Annotated in this window: 6 protein-coding genes; 4 read left to right on the top strand and 2 right to left on the bottom strand. The window is 64.9% G+C overall.

Annotated features, from left to right (window positions below; translation table 11 throughout):
- The first annotated feature begins 8 nt into the window (after positions 1-8).
- The 4 genes from pvdO (at position 9) to ABM562_RS02870 (ending at position 6566) form a co-directional block, all read left to right on the top strand.
- Positions 9-872, top strand: coding sequence for a dihydropyoverdine dehydrogenase (pvdO, locus tag ABM562_RS02885; protein ID WP_233674877.1), 864 nt, complete (start codon positions 9-11; stop codon positions 870-872).
- Between the two features lie 113 nt (positions 873-985).
- A complete protein-coding gene (locus ABM562_RS02880) occupies positions 986-2329 on the top strand; it encodes a lysine N(6)-hydroxylase/L-ornithine N(5)-oxygenase family protein (protein WP_134063060.1) in 1344 nt (447 codons plus the stop codon).
- A gap of 15 nt (positions 2330-2344) precedes the next feature.
- Positions 2345-3994, top strand: coding sequence for a cyclic peptide export ABC transporter (locus tag ABM562_RS02875; RefSeq protein WP_115086248.1), 1650 nt, complete (start codon positions 2345-2347; stop codon positions 3992-3994).
- Between the two features lie 112 nt (positions 3995-4106).
- On the top strand, positions 4107-6566 hold the full coding sequence (locus ABM562_RS02870) for a TonB-dependent siderophore receptor (protein WP_233674878.1): 2460 nt from the start codon (positions 4107-4109) through the stop codon (positions 6564-6566).
- Positions 6567-7258: 692 nt separating this feature from the next.
- On the opposite strand, the gene ABM562_RS02865 is transcribed toward ABM562_RS02870, so the two are convergent.
- The gene (locus ABM562_RS02865) at positions 7259-8221 is read right to left on the bottom strand and encodes an alpha/beta hydrolase (protein ID WP_233674880.1); all 963 of its coding nucleotides are present in this window, start codon (positions 8219-8221) and stop codon (positions 7259-7261) included.
- Between the two features lie 56 nt (positions 8222-8277).
- Positions 8278-24465, bottom strand: coding sequence for a non-ribosomal peptide synthase/polyketide synthase (locus ABM562_RS02860; protein ID WP_460420743.1), 16188 nt, complete (start codon positions 24463-24465; stop codon positions 8278-8280).
- Positions 24466-24469: the final 4 nt, after the last annotated feature.

The following is a 24469-nucleotide window of genomic DNA, read 5'->3' as shown; positions in this document are numbered from 1 at the left end:
GCTCTCCCATGTCCTCATCCCTGCGCTTCCCGTTGTCCCTGCTCGCCCTGGTGGCCAGCATCGCTACCGCACACGCCGCCGAGGCGCAGCAGCCCGGCAAGGTGTTTCGCGACTGCAAAAGTAGCTGCCCGGAAATGCTCGTACTGCCGGCCGGCAGCTTCACCATGGGCACCCCGGAAAACGAACCCGGCCGCCAGGCCGATGAAGGCCCGCAACACCGCGTGACCTTCGCCAAGCCGTTCGCCATCAGCCGCTACCAGGTCACGGCCGGTGAATGGGACGCCTACCTGCGCGAGTCCGGCGTCAAGATCGCCGACGGCGACAGCCGTCCGGGTCGCGAGTGCAAGGCCAGCAAGCCGCGCTATCAACAAGGCCCGCGGCAACCGGCGGTGTGCATGAGCTACCACGACGTCCAGGCCTATGCCGACTGGCTGACGAAAAAGACCGGCAAGCACTACCGGATGATCAGCGAAGCCGAGCGCGAGTACGCCGCCCGCGCCGGCAGCAGCGGGCCGTTCCCGTTCGAGCTGGACCCGGATGGCGACTACCAGATCAGCCGTAACGCCAACGTGTACGGGCCCAAGGATGGCTTCAGTTTCAGCTCGCCAGTGGGCAGTTACCCGGCCAATGCGTTGGGTGTGTATGACATGCACGGCAACGTCTACGAGTGGGTCGCCGACTGTTATCACGACAGCTACGAAGGCGCCCCGAATGACGGCAGCGCCTGGCAACAAGCCGAGTGCAAGGTGGTGGTGATCCGCGGCAACGACTGGGGTGAGGCGCCGATTTTCTCGCGCTCGGGGAACCGTAACGCCAGTGTCCCGGACAACCGTGGCGACTGGATCGGGGTACGCCTGGTACGCGAACTCTAAGCCGCCGCGCTGGCTAAATTGTGCCCCGCCCTGCTCGTCCTATCGATGTACTCCCGCAGGCCCTGGGGCCGCCTCCTCGATGCGCCCGCCTCGACACTTCAAGGAATCACAGCATGAGCCAGACCCTTACCTCCAAGAAGGTCCACGACCTCATCGGCGTGGGCTTCGGCCCTTCCAACCTGGCCCTGGCCATTGCCCTGGAAGAGCTCGCCGAGACCAATGGCTACGCCCTCGATGCGCTGTTCATCGACAAACAGGTTGATTACCGCTGGCACGGCAATACCCTGGCGACCCAGAGCGAACTGCAGATCTCTTTCCTCAAGGACCTGGTGTCGCTGCGCAACCCCACCAGCCCCTACAGCTTCGTCAATTACCTGCACCAGAAGCAGCGCCTGGTCGATTTCATCAACCTGGGCACCTTCTATCCTTGCCGCCTGGAGTACAACGACTACTTACGCTGGGCCGCCGAGCACTTTGCCAACCAGGCGCAGTACGGCGAGGAAGTGGCGCGGATCGAACCGGTGCTGGAGGCCGGCAAGGTGCAACACCTGAACGTGATTTCCCGCGATGCCCACGGCCACGAACACAGCCGCCTGGCGCACGCCGTGGTGGTCGGCACCGGCGGTACGCCGAAGGTGCCGGCAACCTTCACCTCGTTCAAGGATGACCCGCGGGTGTTTCACCATTCGCGCTACCTGAGCAGCCTTGAGGCACTGCCCTGCGCCCAGGGCAAGCCGATGCGCATCGCCATCATCGGTTCGGGACAAAGCGCCGCCGAAGCCTTCATCGACCTCAATGACAGCTACCCGTCGGTCAAGGTCGATATGATCGTGCGCGCCTCGGCCCTCAAGCCGGCCGACGACAGTCCGTTCGTCAACGAGATCTTCGCGCCGATGTACACCGACCTGGTGTTCAACCAGAGCCATCCCGAGCGCAAGAAACTCATCGACGAGTATCACAACACCAACTATTCGGTGGTCGATGTCGATCTGCTCGAGCGCATCTACGGCATCCTCTACCGGCAGAAAGTCGCGCACCAGTTCCGCCATGCCGTGCTGTGCCGACGCCAGGTTGAATGCGCCACCGCCACCGCCGAGGGCATCGAGCTGACCCTGCAGGACCTGGCCACCCACCAGCAACAGACCCACCGCTATGACGCAGTGATCCTGGCGACCGGCTACGAGCGCCGCTCTCATCGCGAACTGTTGGCGCCACTGCAAGGTTACCTGGAGGACTTCAGCGTCGATCGCGACTATCGCGCCCTGGCCAGCCCCGACCTGCAGGCGGCGGTCTACCTGCAGGGTTTCTGCGAAGCGTCCCATGGCTTGAGCGATACCTTGCTTTCGGTGCTGCCTGCCCGTGCAGCGGAAATCGGCCAGTCGCTGTATCACAGCCTGGCGCACAAAGCGCAGCCCGTCCCCCTACAGGCCGACATCGTCGCCCTCTCCCGCGCCTGAAACAGGAACCGCGTCATGAGCAATCACCCACCCGGCGCGATCCGCCAACTCTTTGCCCTGCTCAAGCCATTCTGGCCGACCGTTGGCCTTGCCACCTTGCTGGGAATGCTCGGCGGCCTGTCGGTCACGGCCCTGCTGGCGACCATCAACAATGGCCTGCACGCCGAGAACGGCCTCAGCCAGGGCGTGGTGCTGGCTTTTTGCGGACTCTGCGTGGTGGCGTTGCTGAGTAGTATCTGTTCGGACATCGGCACCAACTATGTCGGTCAGCATGTCATTGCCGCACTGCGCAAGAACCTCGGTGAGAAGGTCTTGTCGGCGCCCATCGAGCAAATTGAGCGCTACCGCAGCCACCGCCTGATCCCGGTGCTGACTCATGACGTCGACACCGTCAGCGATTTTGCCTATGCCTTTGCCCCGCTGGCCATTTCCCTGACGGTAACCCTGGGCTGCCTGGGCTATCTGGCCTGGCTGTCGCTGCCGATGTTCCTGCTGATCCTGGTTGCCATCGGCCTGGGCACGGCCATCCAGTACGTGGCCCGGGCGCGCGGCATCCGTGGCTTCGTGGCGGCGCGCGAAGCCGAGGACCAGTTGCAGAAGCATTATCATGCGGTTGCCGAGGGCGCCAAGGAACTGCGCATGCACCGCCCCCGGCGCCAACGCATGCTGATCGATGGCATTCGTCGCACCGCTGACAGCATCTGCAATACCCAGGTGCGTTCGATCAACACCTTTGTCATCGCCAAGAGCCTTGGCTCGATGCTGTTCTTTGTCGTGATCGGCCTGGCGCTGACGCTGCAATCCCTCTGGCCGAGCAACGACAAGACGGTGATGAGCGGTTTCGTGCTGGTATTGCTGTACATGAAAGGCCCGCTGGAACACTTGATCACCACCCTGCCGATTGTCAGCCGCGCACAGATTGCCTTCAGGCGCATCGCCGAGCTGTCCGAGCAGTTCTCGTCGCCCGAGCCGCACCTGCTGCTCGATGCTGCAGCACCTGCAGCAACGACGTTGCACAGCCTGGAACTGGTCGATGTGCGTTACACCTACCCCGCCAGCCCTGGCGTCGAACCGTTCAGTGTCGGCCCGGTAAACCTGCAGTTGGCACCCGGGGAGATCGTGTTCATCGTCGGCGAAAACGGCTGCGGCAAGACAACCCTGATCAAGCTGCTGCTGGGCTTGTACGAACCGCAACAAGGGCATATCGCGGTCAACGGCGAGGCCGTGGTGGCAGCAACCCGGGATGACTACCGCCAGTTGTTCACGACCATCTTCGCCGACTACTACCTGTTCGATGAGCTGGTCGAGGGCACGCAGAGCGTCCCCAAGGATGCCGACAAGTACCTTCAGCGGCTTGAAATTGCCCACAAGGTCAGTATCCACAATGGCGCCTTCAGCACCACCGACCTGTCCACCGGACAACGCAAGCGCCTGGCCCTGCTCAATGCCTGGCTGGAGGGGCGGCCCGTCCTGGTGTTCGACGAATGGGCCGCCGACCAGGACCCGACCTTCCGCCGCATCTTCTATACCGAGCTGCTGCCCGACCTCAAGCGTCTGGGTAAAACCATCATCGTCATCTCCCACGACGATCGCTATTTCGGCGTTGCCGACCAACTGGTGCGCATGGAACGCGGCCACGTCAGCACGGCGCTCGAGCCCGTCTGACCGGAGCGGGGCAAACTCCCGGAAAAATATTTGTACGGTTTTGCCCCGCTCGTGCGTTTCATTGAAAGTTAATAAAAATTATTACCACTTGCCACCTTGGGAGCATTCATTCGTGCAGGTTCGCCATTCACTTACACCCCTCACCCACGCCTTGCTGCTGAGGCATTACCTCAAGGCGCCGGTTGCCGCAGTGGTCCTGGGGATGACCGTCGCTGCACCGGTACAAGCTCAGGCGCAGACCCAGCAATACGATTTCAACATTGCTGCCCAGTCGATGACGGCAGCGCTCAACCAACTGGCCGAACAGACCAACCTGCAGGTGCTCTACAGCCCTGATTCGGTCCAGGGCCTGCGTACCCAGGGGGTACAGGGGCGCTTGAGCGTGGCCCAGGCAGTCCAGCAACTGTTCAACGGCACGTCGCTGCGCTACTCCCTCGATGGCAACACCCTGACCCTGCTGGCCAAGACCGACGATGGTGCATTGAACCTGGATGCCAGTGTCATCTCCTCGACCCTGGTCTCCGACTCACCCTACGGTGAAACTCCCGGCTATATCGCCCGCCGCACCCTGACCGGCACCAAGACCGATACGCCGATCCTGGAAAACCCGCAGGCCATCTCGGTCATTACCCGCGAGCGCATGGACGACCTCGGTGCCCAGCGCCTGTCCCAGGCCCTGAGCTACACCTCCGGCGTGCGTGCCGACTCCGGTGGTGCGAGCAACGCAGCCGACAACATTTTCCTGCGCGGCTATGCCATCTCGTTCACCTACCGCGATGGCTTGCGCCTGCGCCCCCTGGGTTTCTTCGGCATGATCGGCGAAGAGCCCTACGGCATGGAGCGGGTCGAGGTACTCAAGGGCCCGACCTCGATCCTCTTCGGGCAGAACGAGCCCGGCGGCATGGTCAACTCGATCTCCAAGCGCCCGACCGACTATGAGCGTGGCGAAGTCGCCATTTCCGGCGGTAGCGGTCATCGTCGCCAGGCCAACTTTGACATCAGCGGCCCGCTCAACGAAGACAAGACCCTGTCGTATCGCCTGGTCGGCCTTGGCCGCGAAGCCGATGGCGTCTACGACCATACCGACGACGACCGTGCCTACGTGGCGCCGAGCCTGACCTGGCGGCCGAACGAGCAGACCAGCCTGACCGTGCTCACGGCCTACCAGAAGAACAAGGCCCTGGCCCCGACCACCATTCCCTGGGCCGCCGTCAACGGCAGCAGCCCGTACGGCAAGGTGCCCATGGATCGCTTCATCGGTGAACCCGGCTTTGACACCGAAGAAGTCGAAAGCACCTCGCTGGGCTACGAGTTCAGCCACGAGTTCAACGACACCTGGACGGTCCGCCAGAACCTGCGCTGGAGTACTTTCGACAACCAGGAAAACTACCTGGCCCGGGTCAGCGGGCTGGTCACCGGCCCCGACGGCGTACCCAACGCTTCGGTAAACCGCGACTACCAGATCCGCCATGCCTATGGCGATCTGTTCACGGTCGACAACCAGCTGCAGGCACGCTTCGACACCGGCCCGATCGCGCACACCACCCTGATGGGCGTGGACTACAGCTGGAGCAAGTCGATCCGTAACGAACGCTGGGGACGCGCCACGCCGATCAACGTGTTCGATCCCAGCTACGGTGCCCCGGTCGACACCTCGGTCTACACCGCCTGGGTCAATACCGTGCAGCGCAATACCCAGGTCGGTTACTACTTCCAGGACCAGATGAAATGGGATCGCTGGGTGCTGACCCTCGGCGGTCGCCAGGACTACGCACGCAACCGCACCGAAGACCGCTTCACCGACGTCGAAACTGCTGACCAGGACTGGGATGCCTTCACCGGCCGCGCCGGCCTGGTGTACCTGTTCGACAACGGTTTCGCCCCCTATGTGAGCTATTCCGAATCGTTCAACCCGATCGCCGGTACCGGAGCGCCGCAACGCGGCAGCAAGACCTTCGAACCGGAAACCGGCAAGCAGTACGAAGCGGGCATTCGTTACCAGCCACCGGGCACCGAGACGCAACTGACCTTGTCGGTGTACGACCTGACCAAACAGAATGCCCTGACGCCGGACGCCGAGTTCATCGGCTACAGCATCCAGACCGGCGAAGTGCGTTCCAAAGGTGTCGAGTTCGAAGCCATCACCACCGTCGCCGAGGACCTCAAGCTCACCGGCTCGTTCTCCTACAGCGACGTGGAAGTGACCAAGAGCAACAGCGGCAACGAAGGCAAGCAGCCGTTCAAAGTGCCGGCCAAGCTGGCCTCGGTCTGGGCCGACTACAGCTTCCCCTTCGATCCGCTGCAAGGCCTGAGCATCGGTGTCGGCGCCCGGTACACCGGTTCCACCTACGGCGATGCCATGAACACCTTCAAGGTGCCCTCCTACACCTTGTATGACGCCGCCGTGCGTTACGACCTGGGCAAGCTCGACCCGAGCCTGCGCGGGGCCCAGGCCAGCGTCAACGTCAACAACCTGACCGACAAGTACTATGTCGCCTCGTGCTTCTTCTCGCTGGCGTGCAACATGGGTGAAGGCCGTTCGGTCGTCGCCGAAGTCAGCTACAAGTGGTGAAGTCCTGACAGACAAAAGCCCCCTGTACAGGGGGTTTTTTTTTGGGTTCTTCACGGGTTGCCGGGGGCTATGATCCTTGGGTTGGGTTGGGATGTTGAGGTTTCTAGCTTATCCATTCAATGTGGCGCTGCTGCCGGCCCCTTCCGCCCTTACGGCGGGTCCCTTTTGTCTTGGCAAAAGGAACCAAAACCGCTCGCTCCAGCATACGGCCCTACGCTGCGCTCCGGGTTCCTTCGCTACGGTGCCTTCCAGGGGCATCGCGGCCTACGACTTGCTTCGCCAAGTCTACGTCTCGCGACTTCGGCCTGGGCCGAAGGGTGCTACGCACCAGCCCCCTCCAGACACCTACGCTCAGCCTCCTGAAGTCGCGAAGTTACGGGCGGCGCCTGCACTGACGTATCTGCGAAAGCAGATTATGGCGGCGCCAAGCTGACGCTGAAGCGAGGACCGACTTGCTTCATCTTGATGTTGATCTTGATCTTCATGCACGTACTTCCAGGCGCCGCGAAAGGCGACTCCCGAAGCGCAGCGTAGGGCCGTATGCAGGAGCAAGCGGTTTTGGTTCCTTTTGCCAAGACAAAAGGGACCCGCCGTAAAGGCGGAAGGGGCCAGCAGCAGCCCCACACCGAATGGATAAACTCGCGCCCCCCCCAACCCAGGATTCCATGAACAACCTTTTTTTGCCCGCACCTTCAGCCCAACTGGTTCAGCGCCCAGTTCTCAAGCTCGGCGTAAATAGCCTCGACATCCGCCACCATCCCTGACATGCGCAGGTAGTCATGGGTCATGTCCTCGACCCGGCGCAGGGTCAGCGCAACCCCGGCCTGCTCCAGAGCCTGGGCATAGGCCAGGCCTTCATCGTGCAACGGGTCGAAACCCGCCACCGCCAGGTAGGTAGGCGGCAAGCCGCGCGGGTCCGGGTGCAGCAGCGGTGAAACCCGCCAGTCCGTCGCCGAGCCATGCGCCCCCAGGTACTGGCGATAGAACCAGCGCAAGGTGGCGGTTTCCAGCAAGTAGCCTTCAGCGTAGGTGCGGTGCGAGTCACGCTCACGGGACAGGTCGGTCACCGGGTACAGGAGCATCTGCGCCCGCGGTGCAAGGTTCAATTGATCGCGGTGGTGCACGGCGGTCAGGCTCAGCACGCTGGCCAGCGAGGCGCCAACGCTGTCGCCGATGAAGATCACCTGCTGGCTGTCCAGTTGCAGCGCAGCGGCTTGCGTCGCCAGCCAGTTGGCCGCGTCGAGCGTATCGTTGAGCGGTACCGGAAACCCATGTTCCGGCGCGCGCCGATAGGATGGCGCGAACACCGCGAAGCGGCCGCTGGCCGCCAGGCGCCGGCACACCGAATCATGGGAGTCGAGGCTGCCGACCACGTAACCACCGCCATGCAGGTAAAACAGCACCGGTAACGGCTTGCTGTCGCTGCCCGGCCGGCGGTACAGGCGCGCCGGCAACAACACCCCATCCCGCGCCGGCAGGGTCAGTTCGCTGACAGTCAGTAGCGCCGGCGGCGTCGGGTCGAGCACCGCCGAAGCCTGTTCGAACACTTCGCGGGCCTGGGTCACCGGCAATTCATGCAGAGGCCGGTTGCTCCCGGTCAGCCGGCCCAGCTCGGCCAGTTCGAGAAACGCCGCCAGGTCAGGATGCACATGCATCATCGTATCCTTCAATAAAGTGAAAAACGGGCCCTGCAAGCAGGGCCCGGGAAGACTCAGCCGTCGATTGCTTCCAGGCTGCACAATTGATCGCGCAGAGACTGCAACAAGGCCGGATGACGTGGAATCTCATCGTGACGGGTAGCCAGCACTTGCCGCTCTTGCCGGTTCGTCAGGCCCTGCTCGAAGCGCTCGACATCGGTGCCCTGCGGCTCGCCCGCCCACCAGCAATGGACCGGGGCGCTCACCTCAGGCAGCGTCTGCAGTTGCTCGCTCAAGGCCTTCAAGCGCATGGCGACCATGAAGCCATGGGCCAGGTCCTGTGCATCAAAGCCCATTCCAGGTTCAGCGCCTTGCTGCAAGCTGCCGACCAGCTCCAGCAACGCCGGGTACTGCAACGGGGCCTGGCAGGTCAGCGCGGGCAGGCTGTGCACCTCGCGCTGCAAGGCCACGGCCAGGAAGGCCTGCAGCTCGCCGGTGTAATCGCTGGTGGGCGCGACCGGTTGCGCCGATGGGATGAAGCTGTCGACCAGGGTAACGAACGCTACCTGCTGGCCCTGGCGTACCAGTTCATCGGCCACCAGCAACGCCAGGGCGCCACCCAACGACCAACCCAGCAAGCGGTAAGGGCCTTGCGGCTGTTTCTGGCGAATGTACTGGGCGTAATCAATGGCCATGGCCGGCAGCGATTCGTCCTGCCAGTCCCGGTCCAGCAACATTCGGCATTGCAGACCATAGACACTGCACTGCCCATCCAGCTGACGGGCCAGCGGCTCGTAGTCGAACACCGTGCCGAAACCGGCATGCAGGCAGAACAACGGCGGCACCTGCGGGCAGCGAGCATTGAGCAACAGCAACGGGTCGAGCCCTTGCTCCTGCGCCGGTTCATAGCCGCTGAGCTGAGCAATGCTCGGGCTGTTCATCATGTCCCGCAGCTTGAGCTCGAAACCCAGCGCGGGACGACTACGGACCTTGCTCAAGACCTTGAGAATACGCAGCGAATCACCACCGAGCTCGAAGAAGTTGTCGGTGATACCGAGCTGTTCGACCTCCAGGACTTCCTGCCAAATCTGCACCAGCGCCTGTTCCAGCTCGTTGCGCGGCGCCACGTATTTGCGTTCGATGGCCTCCGGGTCCGGCAGCGCCTTGCGCTCGACCTTGCCATTGGGGCTCAGCGGCAAGGCATCGAGCACCAGGATCCGGCTTGGCACCATATAGTCCGGCAGCACCTGCTGCAGCGCACCGCGCAAGCGCTTCTCTAGCCCGGCCACGCTGTTGGCCACCACATAGGCGATCAACTGGTTGCCATGGGCATTGCGGCGCGCGACCACGACCGCATCGCGGACACTCTCCTGCTCACGCAGACGCGCCTCGATTTCACCCAGCTCGATGCGAAAGCCGCGAATCTTCACTTGATGGTCAAGACGCCCGAGGTAATCGAACACGCCGTCCTCGCGTTGGCGCACCAGGTCGCCGGTGCGGTAGAGGCGGCCACCCTCGCTGCTGAACGGATCGGCGACGAAGCGCTCGGCACTCAGCCCCGGGCGTGCATGGTAGCCACGGGCAAGCCCTTGGCCACCGATGTACAGCTCACCGGCGGCGCCCATTGGCAGCGGGTTGAGCTGGCTGTCGAGCACATACAGGGTGCGCTCGCCGACCCGTGTGCCGATCGGCGCGTAGGCGGCGTTGCACTGGGCGTTGGCGTCGACTTTCCACAGCAGTGGCGTGACCACGGTCTCGGTCGGGCCGTAGCCGTTGGTCAGGTAGCGCGGTTTGAGCGTGCGTTTGACCCGCTCGAAATTGGCCTCGGCCACCGCATCCCCCCCAAAGCAGTACACCTGCACCGCCGGCGGCACGCGGCCTTCGGCATACTCGGCAAGTTGCTGCAGGTAAGCCGGCGGGAAACAGGCGATAGTGATCGCCTGCTCGTGCAGGGCATTGAAGGTTTGTTCGGCTGTCCACAGCTGATTGTCGCGCACGATCAGGCACCCGCCGCACAGCAGGGTCGACAGCCAGCGCTCCTGGGCACCGTCAAAGGCGAACGACATGAACAACAGCTCGCGTGTTTGCGTGTTCATGGCGTAACGCTCGGCAATGGCCCGGCAATGCATGGCAATCGGGCCGCGGGCCACGGCAACGCCCTTGGGCTTGCCGGTAGAGCCGGAGGTATAGATCAGGTACGCCAGGTTGTCGGCTTCGGCGCGTGGCCATGGCCGTTGCGGCGCATCGGGCTGCAAGGTCAGTTGGTCCAGTTCCAGCAGCACCGGCACCCGGGCGTCCCCCAGCCGCTCACGGACGCTGCGCTGGGTGATGAGCACGGCCATGGCCGAGTCCTCGATGATCCAGTCGAAGCGTTCGCGCGGGTAGTCGATGTCCAGCGGCACATAGGCGCCGCCGGCCTTCATCACGGCATAGAACGCCACGATCACCTCGACCGAACGCTCCAGCGCCACGCCGACAAAGACTTCCGGTCCCACCCCCTGGGCCATCAGATGCTGGGCCAGCAGCGAGGCACGTTGTTCCAGCTCGGCATAGGTCAGTTGCTGATCGGCGCAGACCACCGCCACGGCATCCGGACGCAGCCGGGCCTGGGTGGCAATCGCCTCGCTCAGGGCCTGGGCCTGGCCCGCCTGCGGCAGGGCATTGCGCTGTTGCAGGGCATGCAGCCCGGCATCGTCAAGCAGGCCAAGACTGCCGACTGTCGCGTGCGGCTGGTCGAGCAAGGCCCGCAGCAGGTTCTCGAAGCCTTGCATGAGTTGTGCGCAGGCTTGCGGCGTAAAACGCTCGCGCAGGTAGAGGAACTCGATCGACAGCGTGGCATTGAGGCTGACGGCCAGGTCCATGGCGTAGTTGGTGACATCGCGGCCACTGGTCTTGCCAAAGCGCAGGCCGGTCTCGCTGCCTTGTTGCAAGCGCTCGTCCACCGGGTAGTTTTCAAACACGATAATGCTATCGAACAGGGCCTGCCCACCCTGCCCGGCCCAGCGCTGGATATCGGCCAGCGCCGTCTGTTCATGGTCACGGGCTTCCAGGTTGTAGGCCTGCAGCTGCGTCAGCCACTGGTGGACACTGACCTCAGGTTGCACGGTCTGGATGATCGGCAAGGTGTTGATGAACAAGCCGAGCATTTCGTTGGCCCCGGCCAGGGAGGCCGGTCGACCGGCGACCACCGCACCGAAACTGACCGTCTGCTGGCCGCTGTAACGCTGCAGCAGCAACAGCCAGGCGGCCTGTACCAGGGTGTTGGGGGTGACGCGCAGGCGCTGTGCAGCGGCCTTGAATACCTGGGTCTGCGCTTCGTCCCATTTCAGGTACAACGCATCATGGCCCTGCAAGCCGGGCGCCGGTTGCGGGCCGATACTGCTGGCCAGCAGGGTTGGCCCTTCAAGTTCGCGCAGGCGCTCCTGCCAGAACGCCTGGCGGCTGACCGCTGACTGGCGCTGCAGCCAGTCGATATAGTCGCGGTAGCGCCCTTGGCGCATTGGCAGTGCCTGCCCGGCATAGGCCTGGAGCACTTCACCGAGCAAGCGCGAATTGCTCCAGCCGTCCATCAGGATGTGGTGGCTGGTCCAGATCAACTGGTGCTGGTCGGCGCCGGTCTGTACCAGGGCCAGGCGGGTCAACGGCGCGCTCGGCAGGTCGAAGCCTCTGGCGCATTCGGCGGCCGCCAGGGCCTGCAGTTGCTCCTGGGTCACCTCGCGGTCACGCCAGTCCAGGCAGTTGATCGGCATACGCGCCTGCTTGTAGACCAACTGCAAGGGCTGCTCAAGGGTTGCGCTATTGCAGAAGCCAGTGCGCAGGATCTCGTGCCGTTCGATCACCTGGTTCCAGGCCGCTTCGAAGCGAGCGCTGTCGAGGCCTTCGACCTGGACACTGATCTGGTTGATATACAGGTCGGCACCATTGCCTTCCTGGGTATGGAACAGCATGCCCTGCTGCATCGGCGACAGCGGGTAGATATCCTCGACCTGCTCCAGTTCCACCGGCAGTTGCTCGAGCTGGGCCTGGCTGAGCCCGGCCAGGGGGAAGTCCGACGGCGTCGCCGAGCGTACCTTCAGCTCACAGCAGTGCTCGATCAGTGCCTGCAGCTCGGCAACATAGTCGTCGGCCAGGCGCTGCACCGTGGCTTCGTCGAACATCTCCCGGCTGAAGCGCCAGCCCAGGCTGAACTCGCCGGCATACACCCGGCCGTTCAGGCTCAGCCAGTTGCCCAGGTTGGCCTGCGGGCTTTGGTCCGGCCCCACCGCTTCGGCCGCCGGCACGAACAGCGCCCCCTCTTCGGCATCGAAGCTGGCGTCGAACTGGCCCAGGTAGTTGAAGGTGATCCGTGGCACCGGCAGCGCCGCCAGGCTCTCGCGGCTGGCGCTGTCGCCGAGGTAGCGCAAGGCGCCCCAGCCCAGGCCCTTGTCCGGGATCGCGCGCAGCTGTTCCTTGACCTGCTGGATGCTGCTGCCCAGGGCGTCGCTGGCGCTGATGCGCAGTGGGAACAAGCTGGTGAACCAGCCGACGGTGCGGGTCAGGTCGAGGTCGTCGAACAACTCTTCACGGCCATGGCCTTCGAGCTGGATCAGGGTATCGGCCTGGCCGCTCCAGCGCCCGATCACCCGCGCCAGGGCGCTGAGCAACAGGTCGTTGACCTGGGTGCGGTAGGCCGCCGGCGCTTCCTGCAGCAGGCGCCGGGTCAGTTCCGGCGACAAGCGGCTGTGCACCGAGCGAGCATGCCGGTTGGCCAGGCTGGCGTCCGCTCGGGCGCCCGGCAGCGCCGTCTGCACCCCGGCCAGTTGCGCCTGCCAGTAGCTGCGCTGGGCCTGGACTTCAGTGCTCAGGGCATAGGCCTGCAGGCGCTGGGCCCAGTCACGCACGCTGTGGGTGCGGGCCGGCAGTTGCACCACCTGGCCCTCGCGCAGTTGCTCGTAAGCCTGCTGCAGGTCTTCGAAAATGATCCGCCACGACACGCCGTCCACCGCCAGGTGATGGATCACCAGCAGCAGGCGTTGCTCGCCATTGCCCAGGGTCGCCAGCACCGCACGCAGCAGCGGGCCGTTGTTCAGGTCAAGGCTGCGCTGGGCCTGCTGGCCGAGTTGTTCCAGCGCCTCGGCATCGGCGACCTCGCGCTGCCACAGCACGCTGTGGTTCGGCAGGCCATGGTAGGTCGCCTGCCACTCGCCGTGGTTTTCGACAAAGCCCAGGCGCAGCGCATCGTGCTGTTCCAGCAGCGCCTGCAAGGCTTGCTCCAGCACCGCGCCGTCCAGCAACTGGTGCGGTTTGAGCAGCACCGACTGGTTCCAGTGATGGCGCTCGACCTGCACTTCGTCGAAGAACACCCGGTGGATCGGCAGCAGCGTGCTCGCCCCTTCGATCCGGTTCTGGTCGACCGCAAGGCCGCTGGCCCCGAGGCTCGCCACCGTCGCCAGGCCCTGTACGGTCTGGTGCTGGAACAGTGCCTTGGGAGTGAAATGAATGCCCGCCTGACGCGCCCGGCTGACCACCTGGATCGAGATGATCGAGTCGCCGCCCAGTTCGAAGAAGTTGTCGCTCAGGCCGACCCGTTCCAGCTTCAGCACGTCCTGCCAGATGGCGGCGATGCGCTGCTCCAGGTCGCTGTGCGGAGCCACGTAGGCGGCTTGCAGCTGGCTCAGGTCCGGCATCGGCAAGGCCTTGCGGTCGAGCTTGCCGTTGGGGGTCAGTGGCAGTTGTTCAAGCTGCAGCAGGTGCACCGGCACCATGTAGTCCGGCAGGTGCTGGCGCAGGCCGGCCTTGAGCTGCTCGGCATCGAGCCCCTGGCTGGCCACCACGTAGCCCACCAGTTGCTGGCCGCTGGCGCCGTCGACCGCCAGCACCACCGCTTCGCGCACCGCCGGTTGCTGGAGCAGGCGCGCCTCGATCTCGCCCAGTTCGATACGAAAACCGCGAACCTTGACCTGGTGGTCGATGCGGCCGATATACTCCAGCACGCCGTCGGCGCGGTAGCGGGTCAGGTCGCCGCTGCGGTACATGCGCTCGCCCGGCGGCCCGTACGGGTTGGGCACGAACTTCTCGGCGGTCAGCCCCGGGCGCAGCAGGTAGCCGCGGGTCAGGCCGTCGCCGGCCAGGTACAGCTCGGCGGCCACCCCCTGCGGCACCGCTTGCAGCTGGGCGTCGAGCAGGTAGCTGGCGGTGTTGAACAATGGCCGGCCGATGTTGGCCTGGCCACCGGCCTGGCGGCGGCTGAAGGTCGAATAGGTGGTGTCTTCCGACGGCCCGTACAGGTCATAGACCTGCTCCACCGCGGTCTCGGCGTACAGTGCTTCGACCAGCGCCTGCTTGAGCGGCTCGCCGGCCAGGTTGATGATTTTAACGCTCGCCGGGATTTCGCCGGCACGCTGCAAGGCGGCAATCGCCGACGGCACGGTGTTGATCAGGCGCACCTGCTCGCGGGCTGGCAACTGTGGCAGTTCCAGGGCGTTGCGGGCCATGACCAGGAAACCGCCATTGGCCAGGGTGACGAAGATCTCCCAGACCGACAGGTCGAAGCACACCGAGGTCGAGGCCAGCACGCCCTGGATGTCTTCAGCGCGGTAGACCTGCTGCGACCAGTGCGCCAGGGCCGCGACGTTGCGGTGGGCGATGGCCACGCCCTTGGGCATGCCGGTGGAGCCGGAGGTGTAGATCACATAGGCGAGGTTCTGCGCCGTGGCCCGCGGTGCCGGCGGGGTGTCGGGGTAGCGGGCATCATCTTCGACCAGCACGGTGACGATGTCGTCCGGCCAGGCCTCGAGCACCCCGGCCTGGGTCAGCAGCACTTGCGCCTGGCTGTCTTCGAGCATGTAGCTGAGCCGTTCGCGCGGGTAGTCCGGGTCCAGTGGCACATAGGTGCCGCCGGCCTTGAGCACTGCCAGCAGGGCCACCACCAGCTCGGCACTGCGCGCCATGGCCACACCGACCCGCACCTCGGGGCCGACGCCCAGTTCGATCAGGCGGTGGGCCAGGCGGTTGGCGCGGGTTTGCAGCCAGGCGTGGGAATAGGAGTGTTCGCCGTCAATCAGGGCCAGGGCTTGCGGTGCGGCCTCGGCACGCTGGGCGATCAGCTGGTCGATGCAACGGTCACTGGCAAAAGCTGCGGCCGGCGGATTCCAGCCATGCAACTGCAACTGCTGCTCGTCATCGCCCAGTATCTGCAACTCACCCAACGGCTGCCCGGCCTGGGTAATCATTCGTTCCAGCAACTGCAGCACCTGCACGCCAAAGCGTTGTACCTGGGCCGCGCTGAACAGCGCCGTGTCATAGCTCAGGTGCAGTACCAGGCTCTGGGCATGAACCACCGCCAGGGTCAGCGGGAAACTGGTCTGTTCCTGGTTGCGCACCTCACTGAAGCGCAGGCCCTCTGGTGCACCTTGTTGCAAGGCTTCGGAAATCGGGAAGTTCTCGAACACCAGGAGAGTGTCGAACAGGCCCTCGCCCAGACCGGCCCAGCGCTGCACGTCAAACAAGGCGGTGTGTTCGTGTTCACGCAGCGCAAGGTTCTGTTGCTGCAACTGTTGCAGCCACTGCGCCAGCGGCTGCCCGGCATCCAGGTGGGTCACCACCGGCAAGGTGTTGATGAACAGGCCCAACTGCTGCTCCACCCCTTTGAGCTCAGCCGGTCGGCCAGACACCGTGGCGCCGAAGGCGACCGTCTGCTGGCCGCTGTAGCGTGCCAGCAGCAAGGCCCAGGCGGCCTGCACCAGGGTGTTCATGGTGACCTTCTGCTGGCGGGCGAAATCACTCAGACGGCGAGTCGCTTGCGGCGCCAGTTCGGCGAAGTGCTCGGCCTGGCCTGTGGCACCGTCAGCCTGGTGTGGCAAGGCCTGGGCCAGGCGGGTCGGCACCTGCAGTTCACGCACCTGGGCGGTCCAGAATTGCTCGCTGAGCGCTGCGTCCTGTGCCTGCAACCAGCCGATGTAATCGCGGTAACGACCGGCCGGGCGACTCACCGGCTGCTGGCGATAGCGCTGCAGCACTTCCCCCATCAGCCGTGAGTTGCTCCAGCCATCCATCAGGATGTGGTGGCTGGTATAGATCAGGTGGTAGTGCTGCGCACTCAGCTGTACCAGCAACAGCCGCAGCAGCGGCGGCTCGGCCAGATCAAAACCACGTTGGCGCTCGGCGTTGGCCAGCGCGTCGAGGGCCTCTGGCACATCCGCGCGCGCCTGCCAGTCCTGCACCTCGAAGGCCAGGGGCAAGGACTTGCGAATCACCTGGAGCGGGCGCTCCAGCTCACCTTGCCAGACAAAGCCGCTGCGCAGAATGTCATGGGCATCGACGCTTGCCTGCCAGGCGCTACGGAAGCGCTCGACATCCAGCCCTTCCACGTCCAGACGCATCTGGTTGATGTAGTCACCGCGCTGTTCATACAAGGTATGAAAGAGCATGCCCTGCTGCATCGGCGACAGTGGGTAGATGTCCTCGACCTGCTCCAGGGCCACCGGCAGTTGCTCGAGCTGGGCCTGGCTGAGCCCGGCCAGGGGGAAGTCCGACGGCGTCGCCGAGCGTACCTTCAGCTCACAGCAGTGCTCGATCAGTGCCTGCAGCTCGGCAACATAGTCGTCGGCCAGGCGCTGCACCGTGGCTTCGTCGAACATCTCCCGGCTGAAGCGCCAGCCCAGGCTGAACTCGCCGGCATACACCCGGCCGTTCAGGCTCAGCCAGTTGCCCAGGTTGGCCTGCGGGCTTTGGTCCGGCCCCACCGCTTCGGCCGCCGGCACGAACAGCGCCCCCTCTTCGGCATCGAAGCTGGCGTCGAACTGGCCCAGGTAGTTGAAGGTGATCCGTGGCACCGGCAGCGCCGCCAGGCTCTCGCGGCTGGCGCTGTCGCCGAGGTAGCGCAAGGCGCCCCAGCCCAGGCCCTTGTCCGGGATCGCGCGCAGCTGTTCCTTGACCTGCTGGATGCTGCTGCCCAGGGCGTCGCTGGCGCTGATGCGCAGTGGGAACAAGCTGGTGAACCAGCCGACGGTGCGGGTCAGGTCGAGGTCGTCGAACAACTCTTCACGGCCATGGCCTTCGAGCTGGATCAGGGTATCGGCCTGGCCGCTCCAGCGCCCGATCACCCGCGCCAGGGCGCTGAGCAACAGGTCGTTGACCTGGGTGCGGTAGGCCGCCGGCGCTTCCTGCAGCAGGCGCCGGGTCAGTTCCGGCGACAAGCGGCTGTGCACCGAGCGAGCATGCCGGTTGGCCAGGCTGGCGTCCGCTCGGGCGCCCGGCAGCGCCGTCTGCACCCCGGCCAGTTGCGCCTGCCAGTAGCTGCGCTGGGCCTGGACTTCAGTGCTCAGGGCATAGGCCTGCAGGCGCTGGGCCCAGTCACGCACGCTGTGGGTGCGGGCCGGCAGTTGCACCACCTGGCCCTCGCGCAGTTGCTCGTAAGCCTGCTGCAGGTCTTCGAAAATGATCCGCCACGACACGCCGTCCACCGCCAGGTGATGGATCACCAGCAGCAGGCGTTGCTCGCCATTGCCCAGGGTCGCCAGCACCGCACGCAGCAGCGGGCCGTTGTTCAGGTCAAGGCTGCGCTGGGCCTGCTGGCCGAGTTGTTCCAGCGCCTCGGCATCGGCGACCTCGCGCTGCCACAGCACGCTGTGGTTCGGCAGGCCATGGTAGGTCGCCTGCCACTCGCCGTGGTTTTCGACAAAGCCCAGGCGCAGCGCATCGTGCTGTTCCAGCAGCGCCTGCAAGGCTTGCTCCAGCACCGCGCCGTCCAGCAACTGGTGCGGTTTGAGCAGCACCGACTGGTTCCAGTGATGGCGCTCGACCTGCACTTCGTCGAAGAACACCCGGTGGATCGGCAGCAGCGTGCTCGCCCCTTCGATCCGGTTCTGGTCGACCGCAAGGCCGCTGGCCCCGAGGCTCGCCACCGTCGCCAGGCCCTGTACGGTCTGGTGCTGGAACAGTGCCTTGGGAGTGAAATGAATGCCCGCCTGACGCGCCCGGCTGACCACCTGGATCGAGATGATCGAGTCGCCGCCCAGTTCGAAGAAGTTGTCGCTCAGGCCGACCCGTTCCAGCTTCAGCACGTCCTGCCAGATGGCGGCGATGCGCTGCTCCAGGTCGCTGTGCGGAGCCACGTAGGCGGCTTGCAGCTGGCTCAGGTCCGGCATCGGCAAGGCCTTGCGGTCGAGCTTGCCGTTGGGGGTCAGTGGCAGTTGTTCAAGCTGCAGCAGGTGCACCGGCACCATGTAGTCCGGCAGGTGCTGGCGCAGGCCGGCCTTGAGCTGCTCGGCATCGAGCCCCTGGCTGGCCACCACGTAGCCCACCAGTTGCTGGCCGCTGGCGCCGTCGACCGCCAGCACCACCGCTTCGCGCACCGCCGGTTGCTGGAGCAGGCGCGCCTCGATCTCGCCCAGTTCGATACGAAAACCGCGAACCTTGACCTGGTGGTCGATGCGGCCGATATACTCCAGCACGCCGTCGGCGCGGTAGCGGGTCAGGTCGCCGCTGCGGTACATGCGCTCGCCCGGCGGCCCGTACGGGTTGGGCACGAACTTCTCGGCGGTCAGCCCCGGGCGCAGCAGGTAGCCGCGGGTCAGGCCGTCGCCGGCCAGGTACAGCTCGGCGGCCACCCCCTGCGGCACCGCTTGCAGCTGGGCGTCGAGCAGGTAGCTGGCGGTGTTGAACAATGGCCGGCCGATGTTGGCCTGGCCACCGGCCTGGCGGCGGCTGAAGGTCGAATAGGTGGTGTCTTCCGACGGCCCGTACAGGTCATAGACCTGCTCCACCGCGGTCTCGGCGTACAGTGCTTCGACCAGCGCCTGCTTGAGCGGCTCGCCGGCCAGGTTGATGATTTTAACGCTCGCCGGGATTTCGCCGGCACGCTGCAAGGCGGCAATCGCCGACGGCACGGTGTTGATCAGGCGCACCTGCTCGCGGGCTGGCAACTGTGGCAGTTCCAGGGCGTTGCGGGCCATGACCAGGAAACCGCCATTGGCCAGGGTGACGAAGATCTCCCAGACCGACAGGTCGAAGCACACCGAGGTCGAGGCCAGCACGCCCTGGATGTCTTCAGCGCGGTAGACCTGCTGCGACCAGTGCGCCAGGGCCGCGACGTTGCGGTGGGCGATGGCCACGCCCTTGGGCATGCCGGTGGAGCCGGAGGTGTAGATCACATAGGCGAGGTTCTGCGCCGTGGCCCGCGGTGCCGGCGGGGTGTCGGGGTAGCGGGCATCATCTTCGACCAGCACGGTGACGATGTCGTCCGGCCAGGCCTCGAGCACCCCGGCCTGGGTCAGCAGCACTTGCGCCTGGCTGTCTTCGAGCATGTAGCTGAGCCGTTCGCGCGGGTAGTCCGGGTCCAGTGGCACATAGGTGCCGCCGGCCTTGAGCACTGCCAGCAGGGCCACCACCAGCTCGGCACTGCGCGCCATGGCCACGCCGACCCGCACCTCGGGGCCGACGCCCAGTTCGATCAGGCGGTGGGCCAGACGGTTGGCGCGGCTTTGCAGCCAGCCGTGGGAATAGGACTGTTCACCGTCGATCAGGGCCAGGGCCTGCGGTGCAGCCTGGGCACGCTGGGCGATCAGCTGGTCGATGCAGCTATCGGCATCGAAGGGTTCACGCGCCGGGTTCAGGGCAAACAGCTGGTCACGCTCGTGAACGGCGAGCAATGGCAGCTCACCCAGGGCCTGTCCCGGTGCCTGGACAATGGCCTGCAGCAGGCGCAGCCAATGGTCTGCCATACGCTGGACAGTACCGGCTTCGAACAGGTCGGTGGCATAGGTGAACGAAGCCGCCAGGCTATCGGCACTCTCGTGCGTGCTCAGGGTCAGGTCGAACTGGGCATTCTCGCCCGACCAACCGAGGCTAGTGATCTGCAGGTCGAGCGGGCCACCGCCACGCTGCGCACCTGCAACCTGCTCGGCCTGGTGGTTATACATCACCTGGAACAACGGGCTATAGCTGAGGCTGCGCTCCGGCTGCAGGGCATCGACCAGTTGTTCGAACGGCAAGTCCTGATGTTCCTGGGCTTGCAAGGTGACCTGACGCACTTGCTTGAGCAATTCGTCGAAGCCTTGCTGGCCATCAAGGTCGGCTTGCAACACCTGGGTGTTGACGAAAAAGCCGATCAGGCGCTCGGTTTCCAGGCGGTTACGGTTGGCGATCGGCACCCCGACACGAATGCGCGACTGCCCGCTATAACGGAACAACAGTGTCTGGTAGGCGGCAAGCAGCAGCATGAACAGGGTCACCCCCTGCTGCTCGGCCAACTGGCGCAACGCTCGATGCAACTGACTACTGATCGGCAACTCCAGTCGCGCACCGCGCAAGCTTTGCTGCACCGGCCGGACATGATCGGCGGGCAGCTCCAGGACCACACTCTGACGCCCGAGCTGCTCTTGCCAGTAGTCGAGTTGCCGCTCACGCTCACCCGCCTCCATCCACTGGCGCTGCCAGGCGGCGTAGTCGGCGTACTGGATTGGCAGAGGCGGCAACTGCGGCACCTGGCCCTTGCACAGCGCGGCGTAGCACTGCAGCAACTCGTCGATCATCACCTGCATCGACCAGCCATCCGACACGATATGGTGCTGAGTCACCACCAGCACATGGCGCTGTGGGCCGACACCAAGCAGGTCGGCACGCAGCAGCAGGTCGTGCTGCAGGTCAAAGGGCTTGCACACCGCCTGGCGTACGAAACTGTCGCTGAGCGCTGTTGCATCGCCGTCTTGCGCCAGGGTATGGCGCCGCACCTGGAAATCCACCTGGTCACGGATCAGCTGCACGCACTGGCCATCGCGCTCGGCAAATCCGGTACGCAGGCTTTCATGCCGTTCGAGCAAGGTCACGAACGCTTGCTCAAGCGCCTCGCCATCGAGCTCGCCATCGAGCTGCAGGACCATGGGAATCACATACGCGGTACTGTGCGGATCGAGCTGCCAGAGAAACCACTGACGCTCCTGGGCATAGGACAACGGCACGCCCGCCCTGCGATCGACGGCCTGCATCGGCAGCTGATTGCTGCTCGGCGCCTGGCACAGCGCGGCAACGAAGGCCTGCAAACGGCTGTGCTCGAACACCGTGCGCAGCGCCACCTCCACCGCCAGTGCCTGACGCACCCGTGAGACCAGCTGGGTAGCCAGCAAGGAGTGGCCACCCAGGGCAAAGAAGTCGTCGTCCAGGCCAACCTGCTCGCACTTGAGCAATTGCTGCCAGATTTCGGCCACGGCCTGTTCCTGGGCGCTGACCGGCGCCCGGTACACCGCCTGTACGCTATTCAGATCAGGTGCAGGCAAGGCCTTGCGGTCAAGCTTGCCGTTGGGCGACAGCGGCATGGCCGGCAAAAAGATCATCTGCGTCGGCACCATGTAGTCTGGCAGGCCCCGGCCCAGCTCAGCCTTGAGCTGATCGGCCAGGGCTTGCTGGCTGGCCTGGTCGGCCATGGCCACAGCGCCATCGCTGGCCACCACATAGGCCAGCAACTGCACCCCCGTCGCGCCCTGCCCGGCAATGACCACGCACTCGCTGACAGCGGCTTGCTCCTGCAAGCGCGCCTCGATTTCGCCAAGTTCGATGCGCAGGCCACGAATCTTCACCTGATGATCGATGCGCCCGGCATATTCGATCACCCCATCCTCGCGCTGACGCGCCAGGTCGCCGGTGCGATACAGCCGTTGCCCACGGGCGAACGGGTTGGCGATGAAGCGCTCGGCCGTCAACCCCGGGCGGCGGTGATAGCCGCGAGCCAGGCCTTCGCCACCCAGGTACAGCTCACCGATCACCCCCGCCGGCACCGGGTTGAACCCGGCGTCGAGGATAAAAGTGCTGAGGTTGGCAATCGGCTGGCCGATCGGCACGCTGTGATGCTCCTGGGCCTGGCAGGTCCAGTGGGTGACGTCGATTGCCGCCTCGGTCGGCCCGTAGAGGTTGTACAGTTTCGCCTGGCCCAGCTGGGTCAGCACCTGCTGCTGGACCTCCAGCGGCAACGCTTCACCACTGCAGATGATCCGCTGCAGGCTGGTGCAGGTGACGGCCTCGCTATCGAGCATGAACGCCTGCAGCATCGACGGAACGAAATGCACGGTGGTGACCCGGGACTCGCGAATCAGCCGGGCCAGGCGGGACGGATCACGATGATCCCCCGGCTGGGCCACGACCAGGCGCGCGCCGCTCATCAGCGGCCAGAAAAACTCCCACACCGATACATCGAAACTGAACGGGGTCTTTTGCAGGACGGTGTCACCGGCATCGAGGCTGTACGCCTGCTGCATCCAGTACAGGCGGTTGCTCAAGGCCCGATGGCGGTTGGCAGCCCCTTTCGGCCGGCCGGTAGAACCCGAGGTGTAGATCATGTACGCCAGGTGCTCGCCATCGTTGACGATGTCCAGATCACCCTGCGCCTCGCCTGCCAGGTCCAGCTCATCGACCGCCAGGGCATGCACAGCCGCAGGCAATGGCAACCCCGGCATCAACGCAGCACTGGTCAGCACCAGGCTGACGGCGCTGTCTTCGATCATGTACGCCAGGCGTTCGCGGGGATACTCAGGATCCAGCGGTACATAAGCGCCGCCGGCCTTGAGCACCGCGAGCAAGGCAACCACCATCTCCACGCTGCGTTCGAGGGCGATCCCGACCAGTTGATCGGGACCGACACCGGCACTGACCAGCCGCCGCGCCAGCTGGTTGGCCCGGGCGTTGAGCTGCGCATAACTGAGCGCCTGGCCGGCAAACTGCAGCGCCGGCGCCTGCGGTGTACGCCGCACCTGGGCCTCGATCAGGCGATGGATGCACACCTCTTGCGGATAGTCGACGCCGGTCGCATTCCAGTCACCGGTGATGCGCTGGCGCTCGTTTGCATCGAGCATGCCCAGTTCACCGACCACCTGTTGTGGGTTGGCAACGATGGCGCGCAACAGATTGCGCCAGTGGCCGGCCATTTTTTCTGCGCTGGCGGCACTGAACAGATCGGTCGCATAGGTCAGTGCCGCCGTCAGGCCCTGGGCGTGCTCTTCGGTGGCCAACGTCAGGTCGACCTGGGCCGTGCTGGCCTCCCGCGCCAGGGGCTGCACCTGCAAACCCAGCCCGTCGTTGCCTGGCGCAGGGCGTTGAAGCGCACTGCCCTGGTGGTTGAACATGGCCTGGAACAACGGGTTGTGACTGAGTGAGCGCTCCGGCGCCAGGGCTTCGACCAGTTGCTCGAACGGCAGATCCTGGTGCGACTGTGCACCCAGCACCCGCTGTTTGACCTGCTGCAGCAGGGAGGCAAAAGACAGCAATGGGTCGAACTGCGCAGCCAGTACCTGGGTGTTGGCGAAAAAGCCGATCAGGCCTTCGGTCTCGACCCGGGTACGGTTGGCCACCGGCACGCCGACGCGCACAGCCTGCTGGCCGCTGTAGCGGTGCAACAGGGTCTGGAACGATGCCAGCAACAACATGAACACGGTGACATTGTGCTGTTGCGCCAGCCGCTTGAGCCCTGCCGCCAGCGCCGGATCGATATCGATCTCCAGGCGCGCACCGCGAAAACTCTGGCGCAGCGGCCGCGGATGATCGGTGGGCAGTTCGAGCACCAGCGGCTCACGCCCGAGTTCGCCGACCCAGTAGCCGAGTTGCCGCTCACGCTCCCCGGCGTCCATCCATTCACGTTGCCACAGGGCATAGTCAGCGTAGTCGACAGGCAACTCGGCCAACTGCACCGGCACTCCACGAACCTGCCCGGCATACACCTGCATCAGTTCACGGACCAGCACCTGCATCGACCAGCCATCGGCAATGATGTGATGCAAGGCCAGCGCCAGCACATGCTCATCTTCTGCCACCTGCAATACCGCCGCGCGCAGCAGTGGTTGCAGTTCCAGATCAAAGGGCTCGCCCAACTGCGCCGCAAGGAAGGCCTCGATGGCAGTCTCGGTCGCCACGCCTTCGCCGAGAGGCTGGATCGCCAGCTTGAAATCACCTGGCTGACGAATCACCTGCAGGGTCTGCTCGCCTTGCTGGACGAAGCCGGTGCGCAAGGCTGCATGACGGGCGATCAGCACCTCGAAAGCGGCCTGCAAGGCAGGCAGGTCCAGGGCCCCGCGCAAGCGCAAGGCAGCCGGGATGTTGTACGCCGCGCTCTGCGGCTCCAGTTGCCAGAGAAACCACTGGCGCTGCTGGGCGTAGGACAGCAACAACGGTGCGCCAGCCTCCCGCTTGAAGATCGGTGCAACAGCAAAGAGATTGATACCTTTCTCTTTGAGCATGATGGCCAGGGCCTTGCGCTCTTTTGCCGACAATGCCCCAACCGCACCGATCAATTCTTGCACGTCA

The sequence above is a fragment of the Pseudomonas sp. ZL2 genome (assembly GCF_054788455.1).
This window is presented reverse-complemented; position numbering and strand designations above follow the sequence as displayed.